Genomic DNA, 22,286 nt, shown 5'->3' with positions numbered 1-22,286 from the left:
CGCCGGTGATTTGCTGAGCGCGGCGGTGTAAAAGCCGGCCATTGGATAAGGTTGCTCCTTTTGGAGCGGCCAGGGATGTTTGCCGTGGAGGTCTACGCAGCGGTTCGTCGTTTTGTGTTCGTGGAAGGGAACAGCCAACGGGAAGCGGCGAAAGTGTTCGGCCTGAGCCGTGAAACGATTTCGAAGATGTGCCGGTTTTCGCTGCCGCCGGGCTACACGCGCACGAAGCCCGTGGCGAAGCCGAAGCTGGGATCGTTGTTGCCGGTGATCGACCGGATCCTGGCGGAAGACCGGACGGCGCCGATGAAGCAGCGGCACACGGCCAAGCGGATTTTCGAGCGCCTGCGCGACGAGCATGGCTACGGTGGCGGCTACACGGTGGTGAAGGATTATGTCCGGCAATGCCGGGCGCGCGGCCGCGAGACGTTCGTACCGCTGGCGCATCCACCGGGCCACGCGCAGGTGGATTTTGGCGAGGCGGTGGGCGTGATCGGCGGCGTCCGGCAGAAGGTGCATTTCTTCTGCATGGACCTGCCACAATCGGACGCCTGCTTCGTGAAGGCCTATCCGGCGGAGACGACCGAGGCGTTTCTCGACGGGCACGTGTCGGCGTTCGCTTTCTTCGGCGCTGTGCCGCGCTCGATCCTGTACGATAATACCACGATCGCGGTCGCGAAGATTTGCGGCGACGGTAAGCGCGAGCGCACCCGTGCGTTTACCGGTCTGGTCAGCCATTACCTGTTCACGGATCGCTTCGGTCGCCCCGGCAAGGGCAACGACAAGGGGAAAGTCGAAGGGCTGGTGAAGCACGCCCGAACGCACTTCATGGTGCCGATCCCGCACGCGGCGAGCTACGATGCCTTCAATGCCGAACTGGAACGCCGCTGCCGCGCCCGGCAGGAAGAGCGGGCTGGGCGGCACAGCCAGACGATCGGCGAACGGCTCGTGGCCGATCTCGCGGCAATGTGTCCTGTGCCGGTCGGGACGTTCGAGCCGTGTGAAACCAGGGCTGCGCGCGTCTCCTCGACCGCGCTGGTGCGCTACCGGACCAACGACTACTCGGTTCCGACCCGCTACGGCTTCCAGGACGTGGTGGTGAAGGGCTTCGTCGATCAGGTCGTCATCTTGTGCGGCGGCGAGGAGATCGCCCGCCATCCGCGCTGCTATGGCGAAGCCATGTTCGTGGCGAACCCACTGCATTACCTGGCGCTGATCGAGAGCAAGCCTGGAGCCCTTGACCAGGCCGCCGCACTTCAGGGCTGGGATCTGCCCGAGGTGTTCCAGCATCTGCGCCATCTTCTGGAGGCGCGGATGGGCAACAAGGGCAAGCGCGAGTTCATCCAGGTGCTGCGCCTTCTGGAAGCGCTCCCGATGGAGGTGGTCACCTTCGCGGTGAACGAGGCGATCCATATCGGTGCGATCGGCTTCGATGCGATCAAGCAGATCGCGCTTGCGCGCATCGAGCGTCGGCCTGCCCGGCTCGATCTAACCGCCTATCCGCACCTGCCCAGGATGGAGGTGAAGACGACGCGCGCCGCCGACTACGCCGCTCTCCTGCCGGAGCTGGCGGCATGAGCCGGGCGGCGGACGACAAGATGCCGCCCGGTACGACGGCGGGCACGCCGCAGGTTCTGCTGGCGCATCACCTCAAGCAGCTCAAGCTGCCCACGGTCCTGCGCGAGTATGAGAAGCTGGCCCGGGAATGTGCGCGCGATGGCGTTGATCACACCCGCTACCTGCTGCGTCTCATCGAACTGGAGCTGATCGACCGGGAGCGCCGCACGGTCGAGCGCCGGATCCGTGCTGCCCGGTTCCCGGCGGTGAAGAGCCTCGATACCTTCGACTTCACGGCCATCCCCAGCCTCAACAAGATGCTCGTGCTGGAACTGGCACGCTGCGAGTACATCTTGCGCCGGGAAAACATCATCGCGCTTGGCAACAGTGGCACGGGCAAAACGCACGCCGCGCTCGCCCTGGGACTGGCCGCCTGCCAGAAGGGCTTCACGGTCGCGTTCACCACCGCCGCAGCGCTGGTGAACCAGTTGCTGGAAGCCCGCGACGAAAAGCGGCTGCTCAAGATGCAACGCGAGCTTGCCGCCGTGAAGCTGCTGATCGTCGATGAACTGGGCTACGTTCCGCTCTCCCCCACGGGCGCGGAACTGTTGTTCGAGACCTTCTCACAGCGTTACGAGCGCGGATCGACCATCGTCACCTCCAACCTGCCGTTCGAGGACTGGACGCAGGTCCTCGGGTCCGAGCGGCTCACCGGAGCGCTGCTCGACAGGCTCACTCACCACGTCAGCATCCTGACCATGAACGGCGACAGCTACCGCCTGAAGCAATCCGCCCACCGTCGCCGCGCTGCCAGGGCGGAGCAAAACCAGGCCACCCCCGCCGACTGACCCGCCGCAAAACGGCAAATATGCAAAGGGCCCCGATCGGGGCCCTTTGCATATAGTCCGCGTTCATCCTCAATGGCCTGCTTTTACTCCGCCATGCTGGCCTGAAATCCGACCGCCGTTGACACGTAGAGCCCGGCGACCTCGATCGACGATAGCAGCGGCACAAAATAGCCGAGCCGTTCGCGGTCCTCGACGAGGGTCTCTCCGGCGAGCTTGGCGAGCGCCTCGCGCACGGGAGTAGCACTTACTCCGTGTAAGGACGCCCATTCATTGACCAGCAGCTGTGTGCCCGGCGCGAGCTTCGCGCTACGCAGCTGTGATTTCGTCGAAGTATATACGCGCGAAAAGGATGCCTGGCGTTTGCTCATGATACGGCTCAACTCCCTACCCGATCATGGCCAAGGAGGGGCTAGGCCCGAGTCGAATCAGCTTCCAACCAGAATTTGAGTGTTGCTTGACCGCGTATCGCCGAAAATCGGCCGAATGTGCGCAGACACCGCCAGTTTCCGCGCGAACGACGCCCAAGAATCGTGCCCGAAATGAGAACCTTCCGCAAAAAGCGGGTGCATCCACCTGAATCAGGATTCTACTGTGGGTTGTTGCAGGTCCGCGCGGTTTCGCAGCCGCGACGGCGGGCACAAGGTACGCTGGGACTGTTACAGGTTCGTTTGAGGGTTAGGCGTGAAGAACGAGCAGGACGAGATCAACGCCGCGCTACTTGCAACCGCGCTGCGGAACATCCGTCTGGCACGGCGGATGCGGACGAGCGAGCTGGCGCGCGAGCTCGGGATGCCACTGCGCACCTACGAACACTTGGAGGCAGGGCGAGGCAAGATAACCTACGACAAGGTCGTCCGGTTCGCGGAAGCCACCAATAGCGACCCAGTTGCGATTCTGCTGTCGCTGCCGCTGAAGTCGCATGAATTTGCCGTCCGTTGCGCTGACAACAAGCTCGCGACGATCCTCACGATCGCCTTGGGTGAGCTGAATGACGAGCTTGGCGACGATATCGAATTCTTGGAGCCGGGCACGTTGATCGGTGCATTCACGCGTGTGGTGAAGGACTTGAACAGCCATGTCGCGAACCGCGATCTCTTCGCCGAAACCTGGCTCAGGGAGAACAGTTCAAAGGTGGATGGCGCACGACATTCCAGCAAGCCTCGCTGGCGCCTCAAATCCTGAAAGTTGGATTTTCAACGGCTGATTGGCCGTTGGCTAGGACCGAATTCCGCATTGCGCAGAGGCCGCTTTAGCGGCTTGGGCGAGATCACCAGCTGATTCCCTGCTCCGCAAAGAGCCCAACGATTTTGTAGGGCACAGTGTGGGGAGGCAATATCCTTGCTAGGTTTTTCCGTGGAAAATCAGCGCCTTACACGGCGGACTGGTGGAGCTGAGGGGAATCGAACCCCTGACCTCTGCAGTGCGATTGCAGCGCTCTCCCATCTGAGCTACAGCCCCGCTCCACCCCGGCATTGCCGGAAGGCGGTCGCTCTAGCTTCACTCCCGCATCGATGCAACGGCCCTTGTGCGCTTTTTGCCGCGTACGTTCCGGCCTGCGAGCAGCCCCGCAAACTCCCCGGGCGCGGCGTGCGGCGTTTTAGCATGAAGGCTGCCGAACATTGCAGCGAGGCGCTATACCGGGATGCATCCGCCACGACATCGTCGAGTCGATGTGCCTCCGTGCCATGGCCCGAGGTGCAGACCCCCTCTCCCAGATCGTCGAGCGAGGCGAGCACGCCGGTCGGGCCGTCCGGCCTGCAGCCGGGCGTACCTAGCCGCCGCCCGGGATCGCCTGGGTCGCGATCACCGCGATCGCCTCGGCACGGCCGTTGAAATCGACATGCTCGCCCGGCTCCGCGCCCAGCATCGCGGCCGCAAGCGGTGCCTGAAAGGCGATGCGATCGGCTGCCGGATCGGCCTCATCGGCGCCGACGATGTCGATCTGGCGTTCGCGGCCATTGAGGCGGAAGCGCACCCGCGATCCGATCGCGACCATGTCATCGCCCGGCACCGGCGCCAGCTCGGCAGTGGTCTGGCGCGTATGCCAGTAGCGCAGGTCGCGGCGCAGCGTCTCGCGCGCCTCGTCCTCGGCCTCAGCCGCGATTGCCGCCTCCAGCTCAGCAACGCGCGCGTCGATCAGCGCCAGGCCGCGCGCAGTCACCAGATTGGGGCCGGCGGGGATCGGCAGCTCGAAGCGCGGCTCTTTATGCTCTTCGTCGCTCTCGCGACGGAACGCGACACTCATGTCGATCGGGACCGCATCAGATCGCGCCGCTGAACGTATCGCATTGCTGCAGCCAGTTGGCATCGGTGCTCGCCAGCCCGCGCCGCAGCCACTCCATGCGCTGCGCGGAGGTGCCATGGGTGAAGCTTTCCGGCACGACCGTCCCCTGCGCCTGGCGCTGAAGCGTATCGTCGCCGATGGCATTGGCGGCGCGCATCCCCTCTTCGATATCGCCCGCCTCCAGCCGGTCCTTGTTCCGCGCGGCCCACACGCCGGCATAGCAATCAGCCTGAAGCTCGACCCGCACCGACATGGCGTTGCCCTGCGCGCGGTTCATCCGTGCCTGCGCGGCCCGGACCCTCTCCATCGTCCCGGTGATGTTCTGGATGTGATGCCCCACCTCGTGCGCGATCACATAGTTCTGGGCGAAATCGCCCGCCGCGCCGAAGCGGGTCGCGAGCTCACGGAAGAAGCTGGTGTCGAGATACACGCCCTGATCCGCCGGGCAGTAGAACGGCCCCGCTGCTGAGGAGGCATTGCCGCAGCCCGACTGCACGCCGCGCTGATAGAAGCTCAGCACCGGTGGCTGATAGCGCGCGCCCTCCGCCGCGAAGAGCGGGGCCCAGGTCTGTTCGGTGCTGCGCATCACCCGGCACGCCTGCAACTCCTCTGGCGTGTCGCATGGCTTGTTCTGGCCCGCTTGCTGCTGCTGACCACCACCACCCGGCGCAACGCCGCCGGTGAGCAGACCGCCCCCGCCGCCGACCGCCATGAACAGCGCTACGCCGATACCGATCAGCGCGATGGTGCCGCAGCCGAGCCTGCTGCCCAGCAGCATCGGCAGCAGCCCGAGCAGGATATTGCCGCCGCCGCCAAAGCCGCCTCCGCCACCACCCTGTCCCAGGTCGCGGACATTTTCGCTGGGATCGAGATCGTCGAGCCGCATTGCGGGCACCCCTGTTGTTTCCTGCACACGACAATGCCCCAGCTTGCCGCACGTTGCACGCCGATTTGCAAACGCGCGATTGCACATTCCCGCATTGCCCTTCGCGCTGCAGCGCGGCATGACCCGTATATGGCCGATGCCGAACCGCAACAGAGCAGATCGGGCCGTCGATCGAAAGGCGAGCGCCCTCTCCCGCTGCCCGATTGCGTGGCGCTGGTGCTGCAGGGCGGCGGCGCGCTGGGCAGCTATCAGGCGGGGGTGATCGAGGAACTGGCCGAGGCCGAGATCGAGATCGACTGGGTCGCCGGCATCTCGATCGGTGCAGTCAATGCCGCGATCGTCGCGGGCAACCCGCCCGAGCGCCGGGTCGAACGGCTCGCTGCCTTCTGGGAAAAGGTGACGAGCGCGCTGCCGAGCTTCCCGATCTTTCCACAGGACGAGATTCGCGAGGCGGTGCACGAATGGTCCGCAGCGATGGTGCTGGCGCAGGGCGTGCCCGGCTTCTTCCGCCCGCATTGGATCCCGCCGATCTTCTCGCCGCCAGGAAGCTGCGACGCGCTGAGCTTCTATGACAGCGGGCCATTGAAGGAGACGCTCGATTCCCTGATCGACTGGGATCTGCTCAACAGCGGCACGGTGCGGCTGTCGGTCGGTGCGGTGGAAATCGAGAGCGGCAATTTCCGCTATTTCGACACGACGCAGGAGCGGATCGACGCACGCCACATCATGGCATCGGGCGCGCTGCCGCCCGGGCTGCCGCCGGTCGAGATCGACGGCAAATATTATTGGGACGGCGGGCTCGTCTCCAACACGCCGCTCACCCATGTGCTCGATCACCAGACCTGCCCGATGCTGGTGTTCCAGGTCGATCTCTTCTCGTCCGCCGCGACGATGCCGCGCACGATCACCGACGTGATGGCACGCGAGAAGGAGATCCGCTTCTCGAGCCGCACGCGCCAGGTCTCGGCCGAACGGATGCGATTGCGCCAGGAGCGCGAGGCGATCCGCAAGGTGCTCGCGAAGCTCCCGCCCGAGCTGCACAACGACCCCGACGTCGCCGCGCTTCGCGCGGTGGCGGACGAGAAACCGGTGAGCCTCGTCCACCTCATCTACCGTGCCAATGCCTGGGAGGGCGGCAGCCGCGACTTCGAATTCTCAGCCCGGTCGATGCGCGAGCATTGGGACTCGGGGCGGCTCTCGGTACGGGAGACGATGGCCAATGCGCGTCTCGTCGCCAGCAACATCATTGACGGACACACCGCCGCGTTCGATCTCACGCCCAAGCGAAGCTAGGAGTACCCCATGTTCCTTTCCGGCAAATCCGCCATCGTCACCGGCTCAACCTCGGGCATCGGCCTTGCCATCGCCAAGGCGCTCGCTGCCGAGGGGGCGAGCGTGATGATCAATGGCTTTGGCGACGCCGCCGCGATCGAGACCGAACGCGCGGGGCTCGAGGCGCTGAGCGGCGGGAAGGCGCTGTACGACGGCGCCGACATGTCCAAGCCCGATGCGATCTATGCGATGGTCGAGCGCTGCCATGCCGAGCTCGGCGGGCCCGACATCATCGTCAACAATGCCGGCATCCAGCATGTCGCGGCGATCGAGGACTTCCCGCCCGAGAAATGGGACGCGATCATCGCGATCAACCTGTCCAGTGCGTGGCACATGATGCGCGCCGCGGTGCCGCATATGAAAGCGGCGAAATGGGGCCGGATCATCAATACCGCGTCCGCGCACAGCTTGGTCGCGAGCCCTAACAAATCGGCCTATGTCGCCGCCAAGCACGGCATCGCGGGCCTGACCAAGACGATCGCGCTGGAAACCGCGACCGATGGTGTGACGGTCAACTGCATCTCGCCCGGCTATGTCTGGACGCCCCTGGTCGAGAACCAGATCCCCGACACGATGAAGGCGCGGAACATGACGCGCGAGCAGGTGATGAACGACGTGCTCCTCGCCGCGCAGCCGACCAAACAGTTCGTTCAACCGGAACAGATCGCCGCGCTGCTGGTGTTCCTGTGCCGCGACGAGGCGAGCGCAATCACCGGCGCGAACTATACGATGGACGGCGGCTGGACGGCGGCCTGAGATGCGTGTCGCCGCCGCAGCCCTGATCGCCCTCTCCCTCGCCGCCTGCACGAAGGACGGCAACCTCCAGCTCGTCAAGGAAGCGCCCGAGACGCGCTGGCGGATGATCACGACCGATCAGGACCGCGAACGGCTGCGCAACTGGCGCAAGGCCTGGGTCGCGGCGCTGCCCGAGGCACGCAAGGCTGACGCCGCCGCAATCGCCCAACAGGGTCCGCTGTTCGACCCGGACCGGGCGCTGGACCGCGCGATGCCGCCCGCGGGCGACTATAAATGCCGCGCCTTCAAGCTGGGCGGGCAGCGGCCGGAGATGCGCGCCTTCGCCGCCTTACCGTGGTTCAGCTGCCGTATCGGAAAGGGCGATCTGCCAAGCTTCGCCAAGCTCGACGGCGTGCAGCGACCGATGGGCACGATCTACGCCGAGAACGACACGCGCGTGATCTTTCTCGGCGCGCTCGAGCTCGGCGACGAGACCATCCCGCTCACCTATGGGCAGGACCGGAAGCGGGATATGGCGGGCTATATCGAGCGGGTCGGCGCCGAGCGCTGGCGCCTGGTACTGCCCTGGCCGGCGTTCGAATCGCAGATCGACGTGATCGAGCTGGTCCCCGGCTGAGCGGCGGACCAGCAGCGATTGGACATTGCGCCGTCGTCGCGGCCGCTTAGGGTGCGTCGCATGAAGCACCTCCTCATCGCCGCGGCGAGCAGCCTCGCCTTCGCCCTTCCCGCCGCCGCCGATCCGATCCGGGATGCCACCGCGAAGGAGCTGCCGTCGCTGATGGCGCTCTACAAGGAGCTGCACGCCGCGCCCGAGCTCAGCCAGCACGAGGTGCAGACCGCCGCACGGATGGCCGCCGAGGCGCGCAAGGCCGGTTTCACGGTGACCGAGAAGGTCGGCGGAACCGGAGTGGTCGCGGTCATGAAGAATGGCGCGGGGCCGACGATCTTGATCCGTGCCGATATGGACGGGCTGCCGGTGACCGAGGAAACCGGCCTGCCCTTCGCATCCAAGGTGCGGGGCAAAACCCCCGAGGGCGTCGAGACCGGCATCATGCATGCCTGCGCACACGACACCCACATGACCGCCTGGGTCGGTACGTTGCGCAACCTTGCCGCGATGAAGGGCAAGTGGAAGGGCACGCTGGTGATGGTCGCCCAGCCCGCGGAGGAGAACAGCGCGGGCGCGATCGCGATGCTCAACGACGGGCTCTACGCGCGCTTCGGCAAGCCGAGCCACGCCATTGCCTTTCACAATAGCGCGGCGCTGCCCGCGGGCACAATCGGCATCCGCTCCGGCCCCACTTTCGCCAGCGTCGATTCGGTCGATATCGTGGTGAAGGGCGTGGGCGGGCACGGCGCCTATCCCGCAACGACCAAGGATCCGATCGTGCTCGGCGCGCGGATCGTCTCGGCACTGCAGACGATCGTCGCCCGCGAAGTCGATCCGCTCGATTCCGCCGTGATCACCGTTGGCAGCTTCCAGGGTGGAACGAGGCACAACATCATTCCCGAGCAGGCGCTGCTCCTGCTTACCGTCCGCGCCTATACGCCTGAGGTACGCAAGCAGTTGCTCGACGGGATCGCGCGTATTGCCAAGGGTGAAGCGATCGCTGCGGGCGTGCCCGAAGAGCGGATGCCGGTCGTCACGATCCGCGAGAACTTCACGCCGCCGACGGTCAGCACCGATCCCTTCGCAACCCATCTCAAGACGCTGTTTACCGCACGCTTCGGCAAGGACCGCGTCACCGATATCGCCCCGACCATGGCGGGCGAGGATTTCGGGCGCTACCACATCGCCGATCCGTCGATCCAGAGCGCGATCTACTGGGTCGGTGGGGTGCCGCAGGACAAATGGGATGCCGCAAAGGCGTCGGGCGGCAAGGGTCTTCCCTCGCTCCACAGTTCCAAATGGGCCCCCGATGCGGAGAAGGTGATCGGCACCGCGGCAGAAGCGATGACCGCCGCGGCGCTCGACCTCCTCCAGCCCTAGTCGGTCTCCGCCTTCTGGCGGCGTTCGTCGGCGAGCTTGCGTTCCTTGTCCGCGTCATAGCCTGACGAGGGCGACGGCTCGTGCGAATGGATCGGCTGCGTCGTCGCGGGGGGATCCGACGCGTCCATCGATTCGTCGAGCGCACGATCGAGCCGCGCCTGCTTGCTTTCCGGGTTCTTCTTCAGCCGTTCTTCGATCGATGCGTCAGTGCCGGCGTCACCGGGTTTCACGGGCTTCCGGTCGGCGTCGTCGTTCATGATCCAACTCCTATGTGTCGGTTTCAAGAACGCGCGGCCGGAAGCGGGAGTTCCTGCGCGTGGCCACAACGAAAAGGGCCCGGCCATTGCTGGCCGGGCCCTTGTCTTCGTTCCGTCCGGATCGATCAGTCGCGCGAGCTGCCGATGATGCTGAGCAGGAACTGGAACATGTTGATGAAGTCGAGATAGAGCGACAGCGCGCTCATGATCACGACCTTGCCCACCATGTCAGTGCCCGCGACATAGGCGTACATGCTCTTGATACGCTGCGTGTCATAGGCGGTGAGGCCGGCGAAGATCAGCACGCCCGCGAAGCTGATGATCAGCGACAACGTGCTCGACTGGGTGAAGATGTTGATGATGCTCGCCACGATCAGGCCGATCAGGCCGACGATCAGGAAGCTGCCGAGACCCGACAGATCCCGCTTCGTGGTGTAGCCATAGAGGCTCAGACCCGCGAAGCCCGCGGCCGTCGCGAAGAAGGCCTGGGCGACCGAAGCGCCGGTGTAGCGCAGCAGCAGCGTCGAGAGCGACAGGCCCATCAGGACCGCGAAGCCCCAGAACAGCGCCTGCAGCGTGCCGGTGGACATCTTGTTCTGGCCGAAGCTCATCGCGAACACGATGGCGAGCGGCGAGAGGATGATCAGCCAGGCGAGCGGGCCGCCATTGGCGAACACCGAATAGGCCATCGAGGTTTCGCCGCCCCATGCGAAGAGCAGGGCGACGACGCCGCTGAGCAGCACGCCCGACGCCATATAGTTGTAGACCGAAAGCATGTAGGACCGCAGCCCCGCATCGTACGCAGCATCCCGCGTACCTGCGGCCGTCGCGTACGGCGCGGCGGTCGTATGGGGGTCAGACCAATTAGCCATCTCAAACTCCTTTGCCCGGCGCATCTCGCCGGATGTGACCGAATATCATGGTTTGGCGCCCTGTTTTCAAGGAAAACCGGCATCGCGCGCCCTGATGGAAAAGGTTAAGACGTCCCTATGCATCGTCTGTTCGTCGCGCTGCGCCCTCCAAACGCCATCCGCGGGCGCCTGCTCGGCGCGATGGGTGGCGTACCCGGCGCTCGCTGGCAGGACGATGCCCAGCTTCATCTGACGCTGCGCTATATCGGCGAAGTCGAGCCGCACGCAGCCGAGGATGTCGCGCTGGTCCTGGGATCAGTCCGCCACGCACCGGTCGAACTGCGCCTCGACGGATGCGGCGTGTTCGACGACAGCCGCGGGAGACCCAACGCGATCTGGGCCGGCGTTTCGCCGCGCGAGCCGCTGGCCGCGCTTCACCGCAAGGTCGATGCTGCGATCGTGCGCGCGGGGCTGGAGCCGGAGCGCCGCGCCTATCTGCCCCACATCACGCTGGCGAGGATGTCGGGATCGGCCGGGCCGGTCGATCGCTGGCTGGCCGAGCATGCCGCGCTGGCCAGCGAGCCCTTCGCGATCGACGCGATGGTCCTGTTCGAAAGCCGCCTCGGCCATGGCGGCGCGAGCTACGAGCCGGTCGCGCGTTATCCGCTGACCGGCTCATAGACTGTTCCGCTAACGCGGACGGCACCGCTCCGAGATCAACCCGCCGCGAAGACACCGCAGGCGACACGATCGCCGCTGTTGCCCGAGGGATCGGTCTTCTGATCGTCCGGCCCAGCATGGACCACGAAGGCCGAGCCGTCGGTGTCGAGAAGCTGCGCAAGCGTGCCCGACTTGAGCACGAAAGTGAGGGTGCCGGTGCCATCGTCGGCAACCGTCAGGTTCGGCATGTCGCCGGCATGCGCGCCGTCCGGCGCTTCGAGGCCGTGCTTGGTATTGCCCGGGTTCCAGTGCCCCCCCGCGCTGGCAAAGGCGGGGCCTTCGCACTTGCCGGTCATATGGACGTGCACGCCGTGCTGGCCGGGGCTGATACCGGTGACCGAAACGGAGACGCTGAGCCCTTCGGGCGTCACGCTGGCGATGGCACTCCCCGCAGGTGTGCCGTCGGCTTTCCTGAGCGCCGCGGTGGCGGTCTCCGCCACTTCGGCGCCATTGTCGAGCGGGAGCGCCTCGCTCTCATTCTCGATCGGCATCGCGGTGTTGACGGGCTCGCCGGTGTTCGCGGGCGGCGTCGTCACGCTGCCGCACGCGGTGGTCGCTAACGCCAGCGCGGCAACCGCGCAGCCATATCGGATCATTCGAGCTCTCCTGTTACAAACCGAACAAATGCAATGGCCGGAACGCCGTGAGGTTCCCGGCCATATGATCTTCACGCCCGCGGATGGGCGTTGCGATAGACGTCGAGCAAATGCGCCGCATCGACCGCAGTGTAGATCTGCGTCGAACTGAGACTCGCATGGCCGAGCAGCTCCTGCAAGGCACGAAGATCGGCGCCGCGCCCGAGAAGATGGGTCGCAAAGCTGTGGCGCAGCGCGTGCGGCGTTGTACGTGGCGGCAGTCCCAGCCTTGTCCGCGCCGCCCGAACCGAGCGGCGAATGATCGCGGGAGAGAGGTGGCCGCCACGCGCGCCGCGGAACAGCGCCTCGCCCGGCGCGGTGCCATAGGGAGAGCGGCGGACATAATCCTCCACTGCGTCGCGCACCTGCGGGAGCAGCGGCACGATCCGGGTCTTGCCGCGCTTGCCGGTCACCCGCATCGTCTCGCCGAGCGGGAGTACCGCACCTGTCAGCCCCATCGCCTCGCCGATGCGCAGCCCAGCGCCATAGAGGAGGAGGAGCACCGCCAGATCGCGCGCCGCGATCCAGGGTTCACGCGCGTCGTCGGCGACGTCCTCGGCCAGCGCCAGCGCCTCGTCCGGCGAGACCGGACGCGGAATGCCCTTCTTGACCCGCGGCCCGCGCAGCCGCGGGATATCGGCCCCATCCGCATCGCCGGCGAATATGAGGAAGGCGCGCACAGCCGACAGTTCGCGTGCTGCCGAGGCGTTGGTCAGTCCACCGCTACGCCGATGCGCCAGATAGGCCCGCAAGTCCGCCGCGCTTGCGCGGCGCAGTCCTTCGCGCGTCACCGCTTCACCCCAGTGCCCGCCCAGGAATGCAACGAGCCGAACCGCAGTCGCCCCATAGGCGCGAACCGTGTGGGCCGAACGCCGCCGGTCACGCGCGAGATGCGCGGCGAACAACAGGGGCAGCGGGGGTTCGTCCATGGCGGCGACCCTATCCCGCGGGAGTCCGCCAGTCTATGCACGGGCGATGCAGACCATCGAACGCAACGGCAACGCCCTCGCCTACATCCACGCCCCGGGCAACGGCCCGACGATCGTCTTCCTTCCCGGTTACGCCTCCGACATGAGCGGGAGCAAGGCGGTGGCGATCGACACCTGGGCGCGCGAGACCGGCCGCGCCTGCCTGCGCTTCGACTATGCCGGGTGCGGCGAAAGCGGCGGCGCATTCGCGGATCAGACGCTGGAAAGCTGGCGCGACGACGCGCTGGCGGTGATCGATGCAGCCACCGCCGGGCCGCTCGTTCTGGTCGGATCGTCGATGGGCGGGTGGATCATGCTGCTCACGGCGCTCGCCCGGCCGGAACGGGTCGTCGCAATGGTGGGGATCGCGGCCGCGCCCGACTTCACGGACTGGGGGTTCACGCCCGAGCAGAAGGCGGTGATCCAGGCCGAAGGGTGTCTGAGGGAGCCGTCGATCTATTCGCCCGAACCGACCGTCACCACCCGCCGCTTCTGGGAATCGGGGGAGGCCAACCGGTTGCTCGGTGCGCCGATCGATATCGCGGTCCCGGCACGGCTGATCCACGGCCAGCGCGATCCCGACGTGCCGTGGGAGCACAGCCTGACGCTCGCTGGCCTGCTGCGTTCAGACGATGTGCAGACGATCCTCGTCAAGGACGGCGACCACCGCTTGTCGCGCCCGCAGGACATTGCCCTGATCCTGAAGGTGATTGAGGACCTGTCCGCCGCATCATGATGCTCTTCCTGCTTGCCCAGATCGCCACGCCGCCCACGCCCGTCACCGGCCCGCCCGCGCCGGCACAGCAGCGCTGGGAGGATTGCGTCGAGCTGGCGGTCGGCGATCCCGCCCGCGGCGTCGCCGAGGCCGATCGCTGGAAGATCGCCGGTGGCGGTTTCCTCGCCAATCAGTGCCTCGGCATGGCCTATGCCGCGCAGCGCCGCTGGACCAGCGCCAGCGCCGCGTTCGAGACCGCCGCGCGCGAGGCGGAGGTGGCACGCGACGTTCGTGCCTCCAACTATTGGGCGCAGGCCGGCAATGCCTGGCTCGCCGCCGCCAATCCGGCCAAGGCGCGCGCGGCGCTCGATGCAGCGCTGGCGACCGGGAACCTGACCGGGCTGGAGCTGGGCGAAGCACATCTCGATCGTGCTCGGGCGCTGGTCGCATCGGGCAGTATCGGCGACGCGCGCGCCGATCTCGATCAGGCGGTGGCAAAGGCGCCGGGCGATCCGATGGCGTGGCTGCTGTCGGCCACGCTGGCGAGGCGGACCGGCGACCTTCCCCTTGCGCAACGACACATCAAGGAAGCGCTGTCGCGCGCCGGCGACGACGCATCCGTCCAGCTCGAAGCAGGCAACATCGCCGCGCTGTCCGGGGATGAAGCGGCGGCACGGGCTGCGTGGGAAAGGGCGATGCAGCTCGGACCGGAGACGGAGCCGGGCAATGCGGCGCGCACGGCGCTCAAACAATTCGACGCGCCGCAATAGACTCTCGCGGCACGCAACCTATCTGGGGACCAAATCGAAAGAGGGTCCCATGAAATATCTCCACACGATGATCCGCGTCGCCGATCCCGACGCCACCGTCCGCTTCTTCGAGCTCCTCGGCCTCAAGGAGATGCGTCGCGTCAACAGCGAGCCGGGCCGGTTCACGCTGATCTTCCTCGCCGCGCCGGACGATATCGAAGCGAACGGCGACCATGCGCAGGCCGAGGTGGAGCTGACCTACAACTGGCCGGCCGAGGACGGCAGTCCGCCTGAAGAATATACCGGCGGCCGCAATTTCGGACATCTCGCCTATCGCGTCGGCAATATTTACGAGACCTGCCAGCGGCTGATGGACGCGGGCATCACGATAAACCGCCCCCCGCGTGATGGTCATATGGCATTCGTGCGCACGCCCGACGGCATTTCGGTCGAGCTGCTGCAGGATGGTCATCTCGAGCCCGCCGAACCCTGGGCATCGATGCCCAACACCGGCAGTTGGTGAGCTGACATGGCCGGAGGGATCATGACGGGCCGGCCCGTTCAGAAATTCCTCCGGCTGACCGGCGCCCGCGTGCCGATCGTCCAGGCACCGATGGCGGGCGCGGGCGGGGTCGCGTTGGCCGCAGCGGCGATCCGCGGTGGCGCTGTGGGATCGCTTCCCTGCGCAATGCTGACGCCCGAGCAGGTGTGTGACCAGGTGGCCGAGGTACGCGCGCAAGCAACAGGACCGCTCAACCTCAACTTCTTCTGTCACACGCTCGGTGAAGCGCCGGACGAGACCGCGTGGCGGGACGTGTTGGCTCCCTTCTACGAGATGGAACGGGTCAGGCCGCCAGAAGCGCCGCCGCCGTTGCGCGCGCCGTTCGACGATGCGATGTGCCACGTCGTCGAGGAACTCCGGCCCGAGCTTGTGAGCTTCCATTTCGGTCTGCCGGACGACGCGCTGCTGGAACGGGTCCAGCGCACCGGCGCCGTGACCGTAGGTAACGCAACCACCGTCGCGGAAGGCCAGTGGCTCGCCGGACGGATCGACATGATCATCGCGCAAGGCTTCGAAGCGGGCGGGCATGCCGGCCATTTCCTGAACGGCTACCGGCCCGAAGGGACGATGGCGCTGAGCCGTGCCGTGGTCGTGGAAACCAATCTCACGCTCGAACCGGTGATCGCCGCAGGCGGGATCGGCGATGCCGAGGGCATTGCCGCGGCGCTGATGCTGGGTGCTGCGGCGGTCCAGCTCGGCTCCGCCTATCTTCATACCGCCGAAGCGACGATCTCGGCCGCGCATCGTGCGGCGCTGGGCGGGGAGACCGTGGTGACTAACCTGTTCTCGGGCGGCATTGCCCGCGGGATACGCAACAAGCTGATCGAAGCGATCGGCCCCGTGCATCCCGCCGCGCCACGATTTCCCTATGCCTCGGCCGCGCTGGCTGAACTGCGCAAGGCCGCCGAAGCCAACGGTCGGGGCGACTATTCGCCGATGTGGGCGGGGCAGGCCGCAGCGTTGGGTCGCGCCCTGAACAACCAGCCGCCGGAAGGCGCCCAGGCACTCACCGAACGGCTGGCACGCGAACTATTCGAACTGCTAGGAGAGATGCCGTGATCGAGGTCGTTCGAATCCCCGCGCTCAGCGACAACTATATCTGGCTCGCGCATGACGATGCCTCGGGTCAGACCATCGTCGTCGATCCGGCGCAGGCCGAGCCGGTGCTGGCGGCGGCGGCGGCGCGCGGCTGGACGATCGATGCAATCTGGAACACCCACTGGCACCCTGATCACACCGGCGGCAATGCCGCGATCAAGGACGCCACCGGTTGCACCGTGATCGCGCCCTCCGCCGAAGCGGCGAAGATCCCGACCGCCGACCGGCTCGTCGCGGAGGGCGATGTGGTGAAGCTCGGCGATCATGCTGCGAGCGTATTGGAAGTGCCGGCGCATACCGCCGGGCACATCGCCTACTATCTGCCCGACGAATCCGTCGTCTTTGTCGGCGACACGCTGTTCGCGATGGGCTGCGGACGGTTGTTCGAGGGGACGGCGGAGCAGATGTTCGCGAACATGCAGCGTCTCGCGGCGCTGCCTGGCGACACCACCGTCTATTGCGCGCACGAGTACACCCAGTCGAATGGCCGCTACGCGCTGGTCGCCGAGCCGGACAACGAGGCGCTGGCGGAGCGGATGGCGCAGGTGGATATGATGCGGGCGCAGGGGCTCCCGACCGTCCCCACCACCATTGAGCTCGAGCGCGCGACCAACCCCTTCATGCGCGCGGAGAGCGCCGAGCAGCTCGCCAAGCGGCGTGCCGCCAAGGACAGTTTCAAAGGCTAGGGACGCTCTTTCCACGTCACGACACGCCAGAGATAGTAGATCAGCGCGACCACCGAGGTGCCGATCGCGACCGGGCCGACATAGTCCTGAAGCTGTTCGAACTGCGATCCCAGCAGCAAACCCGCATGAGCCAGTACCGCATTCCAGATCGCGCTGCCGGCAAAGGTCGCGATCAGGAAGCGTGGCAGCCCCATCTTCGCCATCCCGGCGGGCAGCGAGATCATCGTGCGAAAGGTGGGCAGGAAGCGGAAGACGAACACCACCCACAGGCCATGCCCGCGGAAGAAGCGGTTCAGCCCCTCGACATCCTCCCAGCGCAGGGTCAGCCAGCGGCCATGGCGATCGACGAAGGGCTTCAATCGATCGACCCCGATCCAGCGTCCGACGCCGTACCAGAACATGTTGCCCAGCGTGGTGCCGAGCGTGCCCCAGATCAGCAGCGGGACCATCGCCATGTCGCCGCGCGCGACCGCCATACCGCCGAAGCCCATGATCACCTCAGACGGGATCGGCGGGAACACGTTCTCGATCGTCATCAGGATGAAGATCCCGATGTAGCCGCCCCAGGCGATCAGATTGAGGATGAACTCGGTCATGAACGGCAATCAACCCGTGAGGCGGTCAAACGGGTTCAAGCGCGTTCGGCGACTCGCGCCTCGATCGCGTCCCAGATCATCCCGGCGGTATCGGTGCCGTTGAACGTGTCGATCGCAACGATGCCGGTGGGTGAGGTCACATTGATCTCGGTCAGCCACTCCCCGCCGATCACGTCGATGCCGACGAAGATCAGCCCGCGCTTCTTGAGCTCCGGCCCGAGCGCGGCGCAGATCTCCTGCTCCTTCTGCGTCAGTTCGGTCTTCGCCGCCTTGCCGCCGACCGCGAGGTTGGAGCGGATCTCGCCCTCCCCCGGCACACGGTTGACCGCGCCCGCCACCTCGCCATCGACCAGCACGATGCGCTTGTCGCCCTTCGCCACATCGGGGAGGAAGGCCTGGATCATGTGCGGTTCGCGATAGGCGGTGTTGAACACCTCGATCAGCGAGGAGAGGTTGGCGCCGTCGGCATCGATCTTGAAGATCGCCTTGCCGCCATTGCCGTGCAGCGGCTTGACCACGATCGCGCCGTGTTTCGCCAGGAACGCCTTGGCCTCGTCGAGGCTGCGGGTGACCAGGGTCGGCGGCATGAAGCGCGCGTAATCGAGCACCCAGACCTTTTCGGGCGCATTGCGCACGCTGGCCGGATCGTTGACCACCAGAGTCTTGTCGGCGATCCGTTCGAGCAGGTGGGTCGCGGTGATGTAGCCCAGGTCGAAGGGCGGGTCCTGACGCATCAGGACAACGTCGGCTTCTTCGCCAAGGTCGAGCTTGACCGGATCGCCGAAGCTGAAGTGATTGCCCGCGACGCGCTGCACGGTCACCGGATGCGCGGTGGTCCAGACGCGGCCATCGGCATAGTTCAGCGCCTCGGGAGAATAGTGGAACAGCCGGTGCCCGCGTGCCTGCGCCGAGAGCATCAGCGCGAAGGTCGAATCGCCCGCGATGTTGATCGCATCGAGCGGGTCCATCTGGACGGCGACGGTGAGCGGCATCGAATATCCTTCGTCACCCCAGCGAAAGCTGGGGTCTGGTGCGGTGAGAGACCCCAGCTTTCGCTGGGGTGACGGATGGGGAAGTAGGGACGTCGATGCGACTTGTCACCCGATCCAGGCATTCTCGATGTAGCGCGGGCGCACGCCGGGGGCGAGCAGGAGGACGTCGACTCGGATATCCTCGCCGTTGGTGGCGTAGCGCGGCATCAGATATTCGGCGGCGGCCGCGACGCGGGCGAGACGGCGCTCGTCGATCGCGAAATCGAGCTCGGCCTGCGTCTTGCGCGCCTTGACCTCGACAAAGGCGATGAGCTTGCCGCGCTTCGCCACCAGATCGACCTCTCCTGCAGGCGTGCGCACGCGGCGGTCGAGGATGCGCCAGCCACGCAGCCGCAGATACCAGGCCGCGCGCGTCTCGCCCTCGCGCCCCGCACGTTCGGCGGCGCGGCGATCTCTCACCCTTTGAGCTCCATCGCCCGCGCGTAGAGCGCCTTGCGATCGAGGCCGAAGCGCTTGGCGATCTCGCCCGCCGCCTTCGAGACCGGGAGTCTTGTCAGCGCCTCGGCCAGCGCGGCGTCGGCATCCTCGGCGCTGGCGGGCGGCGCTTCGCCGGGTGGGGCGACGACGATGACGATCTCGCCCTTGGGCGGGGCGTCGGCATAGCGGGCGGCGAGTTCGGTGAGGCTGCCGGTGACGCATTCCTCGAACTTCTTGGTGATCTCCCGCGCCACCGCCGCCTCGCGGTCGCCCAACCCTTCGGCGAGCGCCGACAGCGCGGCGGAGAGGCGCGGGCCCGATTCGTAGAAGACCAGGGTGGCGCGGATCGCCGCCACCTCGACGATCGTCTCGGCGCGGGCCTGCTGCTTGGAGGGAAGGAAACCCATGAACAGGAAGCGATCGGTGGGCAGCCCGGCCAGCGTCAGCGCGGCGATTCCGGCGCAGGGGCCGGGAATGGTGGTGACCGCATGGCCGGCGGCACGGGCATCGCGCACCAGCTTGAAGCCCGGATCGGAGATCAGCGGGGTGCCGGCGTCCGAGACCAAGGCGACCGCTTCGGAGGCCATCCGCGCGACCAGCCCGGGGCGGACCGCCTCGGCATTATGGTCGTGATAGGGGGTCATCGGCCGCTTCGCCCCGAGATGGCGGAACAGGCCCGCCGTCACACGCGAGTCTTCGACTGCAACAATATCGGCGTTCAGGAGTATTTCAGCCGCACGCGGGGAAAGGTCGCCGAGATTGCCGATCGGCGTCGCGACGATGTAGAGGCCGGGGGCAAGAACGAGTGTCATTGGGGAGCGTCATGGCAGAGGCAGTAGTGAAACCGCAACGGGGCATCGCCTCGCTGCTCCGGGGACTCGTCATCGTCGGGGCATTGGCGGTCTCCGCCTGCGTCCGTCCGTCGGGGCCGCCCCCTGCCCCCACTCGCCCCGAACCGGCCCCTGTCCGCCCTGCGCCCGGCCCGGTCCGTCCCGGCCTGCCCGAAGAGGATACCGCGCGGCATCGCGTCGCGCTGCTGGTGCCGCTGTCGGGCGGCAATGCCGGCGTCGGGCGCAGCCTGGCCAACGCGACCCAGCTCGCGATCCTCGACCTCAAGGCCGAGGATGTCCGCATCACCAGCTACGACACCGCGACCGGAGCCGCCGCCGCCGCGCAGCGCGCCATCGCCGATGGCAACAAGCTGATCCTCGGCCCGCTGCTCGCCGAGGACGCCCGCGCCGTCGCGCCGATCGCGCGCGGCGCCGGGGTACCGGTGCTGAGCTTCTCCAACGACACCAGCGTCGCGGGCAACGGCACCTATCTGATGGGCTATGCCCCCGCCCAGTCGATCGAACGCGTCGTCGATCATGCCCGCCGCAGCGGCGTCACTGAATTCGCCGGCCTGATGCCGACCGGCCTCTATGGCGAACGCGCCTCGACCGCGTTCCTTCGCGCCGTCGAAGGCGCGGGCGGCAAGGTCACCGCGCTCGAGACCTATACCCGCGGCGCCCCGGCGATGAACGCGGCGATCGCCAAGCTCGCCCGGTCGCCCTTCCAGGCGGTGCTGATCGCCGACGGCGCGACCGGCGCGGTCACTGCGGTGCCCGGCATCCGCCGCGCCAGCCCCGGCGCACGCATCCTCGGCACCGAGCTGTGGAACAGCGATTCGGGGATCGGCGGGATCACCGCGCTGAACGGCGCCTGGTTCGCCAGCGTCTCCGACACCTATTACCGCACCTATGCCGCCAAGTACCGCGCACGGTTCGGCGCGGCGCCCTACCGCCTGTCGACGCTGGCCTATGATTCGGTGCTGCTGACCGCGCGTATCGCCCGCGACTGGCGGCCCGGCGACCGTTTCCCGACCGCGCGGCTGAGCGATCCGGGCGGGTTCGGCGGGATCGACGGCGCCTTCCGCTTCGGCCGCGACGGCATCGCCGAGCGCGCGCTGGAAGTGCAGGAGATCCGCGGCGGCACCACCGTCACCGTCTCCCCCGCGCCGCAGAGCTTCGGGCGCTAAGTTGACATCGGGGACGGCGGCGCGTGACGTTGTTCCACTTTGCCGACCTGTCAAAGAACCGTGCCGGAGCGCGGTTCATCGATGGCAGCAAATGAAATCCAACATTGCAAGCGCGGTTGAATTCACCCGCGCTTGCAATGGTTTAGGGGCAGGAATCTAGTCGCGGACGATCTCGCGGAGCAGGGCTTCGAGGACCGGCATGCCGGCGTCGGTCACGGCGAGGCGATTGCCCGAGAGCAAGACATAGCGGCCGAAGTTGCGGTCTGCGACTTTCGCCATGTCGAGCATCCCTTCCGGAATGTCCGCAAGGTCGATCCCCTCCGTGGTGCGCAGCCCCATGACGAGTCGCTCCATCGCCACCTCCCGGTCCGAAAGCGGCGTTTCTTCCTGCAAGCCCGAACCGTTGCGGCCGACCGCGGCGATCCAGTTTTCGGGCTTCTTGTGGCGAAGCGTGGCGAGGCCGCCGCGGCGGCCATGCGCGCCGGGGCCGATCCCGGCATAGTCGGTGTAGCGCCAGTAAGCGAGATTGTGGCGGCTCTCCGCCCCCGGGCGGGCGTGGTTCGACACCTCGTAGCGCGGCAGGCCGGCGGCGGTGGTGAGCGACTGGGTGACCTCCCACAGATCGGCAGCATCATCCTCACCGGGGATGGTCAGCTTACCTTTCGCGGCAAGCGTGGCGAAGCGCGTGCCCGGTTCGATCGTCAGCTGATAGAGTGAGAGATGCTCGGTGCCGAAGGTCAGCGCGCGTGCGAGTTCGGCTTCCCACGAAGCGACGCTCTGGCCGGGGCGGGCATAGATGAGATCGAAGCTCACCCGGCCGAAATGACGCTGCGCCGTGGCGAGCGCGGCCAGCCCCTCCTCGACGCCGTGCGCGCGGCCGAGAAAGTCGAGCGCCATATCGTCGAGCGCCTGAAGCCCGAGCGAGACGCGGTTGACCCCGGCGGCGGCGAGATCGGCGAAGCGCGCCGCTTCGACCGAGGAGGGATTGGCCTCCAGCGTGATCTCGACATCGCCGACGGGCGCCCAGGCGGCGGTGGCGGCGTCGATCACCGCCGCGACCGTCGCGGGCGGCATCAGCGAGGGCGTGCCGCCGCCGAAGAAGATCGAGCCGAGCCGGCGGCCGGGCAGCACTGCCGCCTCATGCGCGAGATCGGCGAGCAGCGCCTTGCGCCACGCATCCTGGTCCACCACGTCGCGGACATGGCTGTTGAAATCGCAGTACGGGCATTTGGAGACGCAGAACGGCCAGTGGACGTAGAGGGCCAGGGGCGGCTGCGGTCGGGAAGCGTTCATTTGCGGCGCGCTATGCGCCC

26 protein-coding genes and 1 tRNA gene are annotated in these 22,286 nt (G+C 66.9%); 14 read left to right on the top strand and 13 right to left on the bottom strand.

Annotated features, from left to right (window positions below):
• The first annotated feature begins 75 nt into the window (after positions 1-75).
• Positions 76-1,575 (top strand): IS21 family transposase, encoded by a 1,500-nt coding sequence (istA, locus tag BDW16_RS13710; RefSeq protein ID WP_066582067.1) that lies wholly within the window; start codon positions 76-78, stop codon positions 1,573-1,575.
• A complete protein-coding gene (istB, locus tag BDW16_RS13705; protein WP_174532086.1) occupies positions 1,572-2,402 on the top strand; it encodes an IS21-like element helper ATPase IstB in 831 nt (276 codons plus the stop codon). The genes istA and istB overlap by 4 nt, the downstream gene beginning before the upstream one ends.
• Positions 2,403-2,485: 83 nt before the next feature.
• Here the strand turns inward: istB and BDW16_RS13700 are convergent, their stop codons facing one another.
• Positions 2,486-2,770 carry a GntR family transcriptional regulator gene (locus BDW16_RS13700; protein WP_100362767.1) on the bottom strand — a complete coding sequence of 95 codons (285 nt, stop codon included), beginning with the start codon at positions 2,768-2,770 and terminating at the stop codon, positions 2,486-2,488.
• Between the two features lie 313 nt (positions 2,771-3,083).
• Here BDW16_RS13700 and BDW16_RS13695 point away from each other — a divergent pair, with 313 nt between their 5' ends.
• Positions 3,084-3,584 carry a helix-turn-helix domain-containing protein gene (locus BDW16_RS13695; protein WP_066581672.1) on the top strand — a complete coding sequence of 167 codons (501 nt, stop codon included), beginning with the start codon at positions 3,084-3,086 and terminating at the stop codon, positions 3,582-3,584.
• Between the two features lie 200 nt (positions 3,585-3,784).
• On the opposite strand, the gene BDW16_RS13690 is transcribed toward BDW16_RS13695, so the two are convergent.
• From BDW16_RS13690 to ypfJ, 3 genes are all read right to left on the bottom strand, one after another.
• Positions 3,785-3,860, bottom strand: a tRNA-Ala gene (locus BDW16_RS13690).
• Between the two features lie 313 nt (positions 3,861-4,173).
• Positions 4,174-4,647, bottom strand: coding sequence for a GreA/GreB family elongation factor (locus BDW16_RS13685; protein WP_066581675.1), 474 nt, complete (start codon positions 4,645-4,647; stop codon positions 4,174-4,176).
• Between the two features lie 16 nt (positions 4,648-4,663).
• Complete coding sequence (gene ypfJ / locus BDW16_RS13680; RefSeq protein ID WP_066581676.1) at positions 4,664-5,572, bottom strand: KPN_02809 family neutral zinc metallopeptidase; 909 nt, start codon at positions 5,570-5,572, stop codon at positions 4,664-4,666.
• A 129-nt stretch (positions 5,573-5,701) separates the two neighbouring features.
• Here ypfJ and BDW16_RS13675 point away from each other — a divergent pair, with 129 nt between their 5' ends.
• Genes BDW16_RS13675 through BDW16_RS13660 form a run of 4 tightly spaced genes read left to right on the top strand, consistent with a single transcriptional unit; the run spans position 5,702 to position 9,650 of the window.
• Positions 5,702-6,865 carry a patatin-like phospholipase family protein gene (locus tag BDW16_RS13675; protein WP_066581678.1) on the top strand — a complete coding sequence of 388 codons (1,164 nt, stop codon included), beginning with the start codon at positions 5,702-5,704 and terminating at the stop codon, positions 6,863-6,865.
• Positions 6,866-6,874: 9 nt separating this feature from the next.
• Positions 6,875-7,660, top strand: a complete 786-nt coding sequence (locus BDW16_RS13670; RefSeq protein ID WP_066581681.1) for a 3-hydroxybutyrate dehydrogenase — start codon at positions 6,875-6,877, stop codon at positions 7,658-7,660.
• A 1-nt stretch (position 7,661) separates the two neighbouring features.
• A complete protein-coding gene (locus tag BDW16_RS13665) occupies positions 7,662-8,276 on the top strand; it encodes a DUF4893 domain-containing protein (protein WP_066581684.1) in 615 nt (204 codons plus the stop codon).
• Positions 8,277-8,336: 60 nt separating this feature from the next.
• Positions 8,337-9,650 (top strand): amidohydrolase, encoded by a 1,314-nt coding sequence (locus BDW16_RS13660; protein WP_100362766.1) that lies wholly within the window; start codon positions 8,337-8,339, stop codon positions 9,648-9,650.
• On the opposite strand, the gene BDW16_RS13655 is transcribed toward BDW16_RS13660, so the two are convergent.
• Positions 9,647-9,907, bottom strand: coding sequence for a hypothetical protein (locus BDW16_RS13655; protein ID WP_066581688.1), 261 nt, complete (start codon positions 9,905-9,907; stop codon positions 9,647-9,649). The two genes, BDW16_RS13660 and BDW16_RS13655, sit on opposite strands and share 4 nt — an antisense overlap.
• Before the next feature lie 125 nt (positions 9,908-10,032).
• Entirely contained in the window at positions 10,033-10,779 is a 747-nt protein-coding gene (locus BDW16_RS13650; protein ID WP_066581737.1) for a Bax inhibitor-1/YccA family protein, read from the bottom strand.
• A gap of 117 nt (positions 10,780-10,896) precedes the next feature.
• On the opposite strand from BDW16_RS13650, the gene thpR reads away from it, so the two are divergent.
• Positions 10,897-11,439 carry an RNA 2',3'-cyclic phosphodiesterase gene (thpR, locus tag BDW16_RS13645; RefSeq protein ID WP_066581690.1) on the top strand — a complete coding sequence of 181 codons (543 nt, stop codon included), beginning with the start codon at positions 10,897-10,899 and terminating at the stop codon, positions 11,437-11,439.
• Positions 11,440-11,474: 35 nt separating this feature from the next.
• On the opposite strand, the gene BDW16_RS13640 is transcribed toward thpR, so the two are convergent.
• Together BDW16_RS13640 and BDW16_RS13635 are read right to left on the bottom strand one after the other, a co-directional pair.
• On the bottom strand, positions 11,475-12,074 hold the full coding sequence (locus tag BDW16_RS13640; RefSeq protein ID WP_066581692.1) for a superoxide dismutase family protein: 600 nt from the start codon (positions 12,072-12,074) through the stop codon (positions 11,475-11,477).
• 71 nt (positions 12,075-12,145) lie between these two features.
• The gene (locus tag BDW16_RS13635; RefSeq protein ID WP_066581694.1) at positions 12,146-13,042 is read right to left on the bottom strand and encodes a tyrosine recombinase XerC; all 897 of its coding nucleotides are present in this window, start codon (positions 13,040-13,042) and stop codon (positions 12,146-12,148) included.
• Positions 13,043-13,088: 46 nt separating this feature from the next.
• On the opposite strand from BDW16_RS13635, the gene BDW16_RS13630 reads away from it, so the two are divergent.
• The 5 genes from BDW16_RS13630 to gloB are packed head-to-tail and all read left to right on the top strand — an operon-like array spanning position 13,089 to position 16,891.
• Complete coding sequence (locus BDW16_RS13630) at positions 13,089-13,817, top strand: alpha/beta fold hydrolase (RefSeq protein ID WP_066581695.1); 729 nt, start codon at positions 13,089-13,091, stop codon at positions 13,815-13,817.
• Positions 13,814-14,566, top strand: a complete 753-nt coding sequence (locus tag BDW16_RS13625) for a tetratricopeptide repeat protein (RefSeq protein WP_100362765.1) — start codon at positions 13,814-13,816, stop codon at positions 14,564-14,566. Before BDW16_RS13630 ends, BDW16_RS13625 begins: the two co-directional genes overlap by 4 nt.
• Positions 14,567-14,615: 49 nt before the next feature.
• Complete coding sequence (locus BDW16_RS13620) at positions 14,616-15,068, top strand: VOC family protein (RefSeq protein WP_066581697.1); 453 nt, start codon at positions 14,616-14,618, stop codon at positions 15,066-15,068.
• A 21-nt stretch (positions 15,069-15,089) separates the two neighbouring features.
• Entirely contained in the window at positions 15,090-16,166 is a 1,077-nt protein-coding gene (locus BDW16_RS13615) for an NAD(P)H-dependent flavin oxidoreductase (RefSeq protein WP_066581743.1), read from the top strand.
• Positions 16,163-16,891 carry a hydroxyacylglutathione hydrolase gene (gene gloB / locus BDW16_RS13610; RefSeq protein ID WP_066581703.1) on the top strand — a complete coding sequence of 243 codons (729 nt, stop codon included), beginning with the start codon at positions 16,163-16,165 and terminating at the stop codon, positions 16,889-16,891. Before BDW16_RS13615 ends, gloB begins: the two co-directional genes overlap by 4 nt.
• On the opposite strand, the gene BDW16_RS13605 is transcribed toward gloB, so the two are convergent.
• The 4 genes from BDW16_RS13605 to rsmI form a co-directional block, all read right to left on the bottom strand.
• Positions 16,888-17,487, bottom strand: a complete 600-nt coding sequence (locus BDW16_RS13605; RefSeq protein WP_066581706.1) for a DedA family protein — start codon at positions 17,485-17,487, stop codon at positions 16,888-16,890. The genes gloB and BDW16_RS13605 overlap by 4 nt on opposite strands.
• Before the next feature lie 35 nt (positions 17,488-17,522).
• Complete coding sequence (gshB, locus tag BDW16_RS13600) at positions 17,523-18,479, bottom strand: glutathione synthase (protein ID WP_066581712.1); 957 nt, start codon at positions 18,477-18,479, stop codon at positions 17,523-17,525.
• Positions 18,480-18,584: 105 nt separating this feature from the next.
• Positions 18,585-18,938, bottom strand: a complete 354-nt coding sequence (locus tag BDW16_RS13595; protein WP_066581714.1) for a YraN family protein — start codon at positions 18,936-18,938, stop codon at positions 18,585-18,587.
• Positions 18,935-19,768 (bottom strand): 16S rRNA (cytidine(1402)-2'-O)-methyltransferase, encoded by an 834-nt coding sequence (gene rsmI / locus BDW16_RS13590; protein ID WP_066581716.1) that lies wholly within the window; start codon positions 19,766-19,768, stop codon positions 18,935-18,937. Before rsmI ends, BDW16_RS13595 begins: the two co-directional genes overlap by 4 nt.
• Before the next feature lie 11 nt (positions 19,769-19,779).
• On the opposite strand from rsmI, the gene BDW16_RS13585 reads away from it, so the two are divergent.
• The gene (locus BDW16_RS13585; protein ID WP_066581718.1) at positions 19,780-20,973 is read left to right on the top strand and encodes a penicillin-binding protein activator; all 1,194 of its coding nucleotides are present in this window, start codon (positions 19,780-19,782) and stop codon (positions 20,971-20,973) included.
• Positions 20,974-21,129: 156 nt separating this feature from the next.
• On the opposite strand, the gene hemW is transcribed toward BDW16_RS13585, so the two are convergent.
• On the bottom strand, positions 21,130-22,266 hold the full coding sequence (hemW, locus tag BDW16_RS13580) for a radical SAM family heme chaperone HemW (RefSeq protein ID WP_066581721.1): 1,137 nt from the start codon (positions 22,264-22,266) through the stop codon (positions 21,130-21,132).
• Positions 22,267-22,286: the final 20 nt, after the last annotated feature.

Source organism: Sphingomonas koreensis, assembly GCF_002797435.1.
Classification (GTDB): Bacteria; Pseudomonadota; Alphaproteobacteria; order Sphingomonadales; family Sphingomonadaceae; genus Sphingomonas; species Sphingomonas koreensis.
Note: the sequence above shows the minus strand (reverse complement) of the source record. Positions and strands in the feature narration are given on the sequence as shown.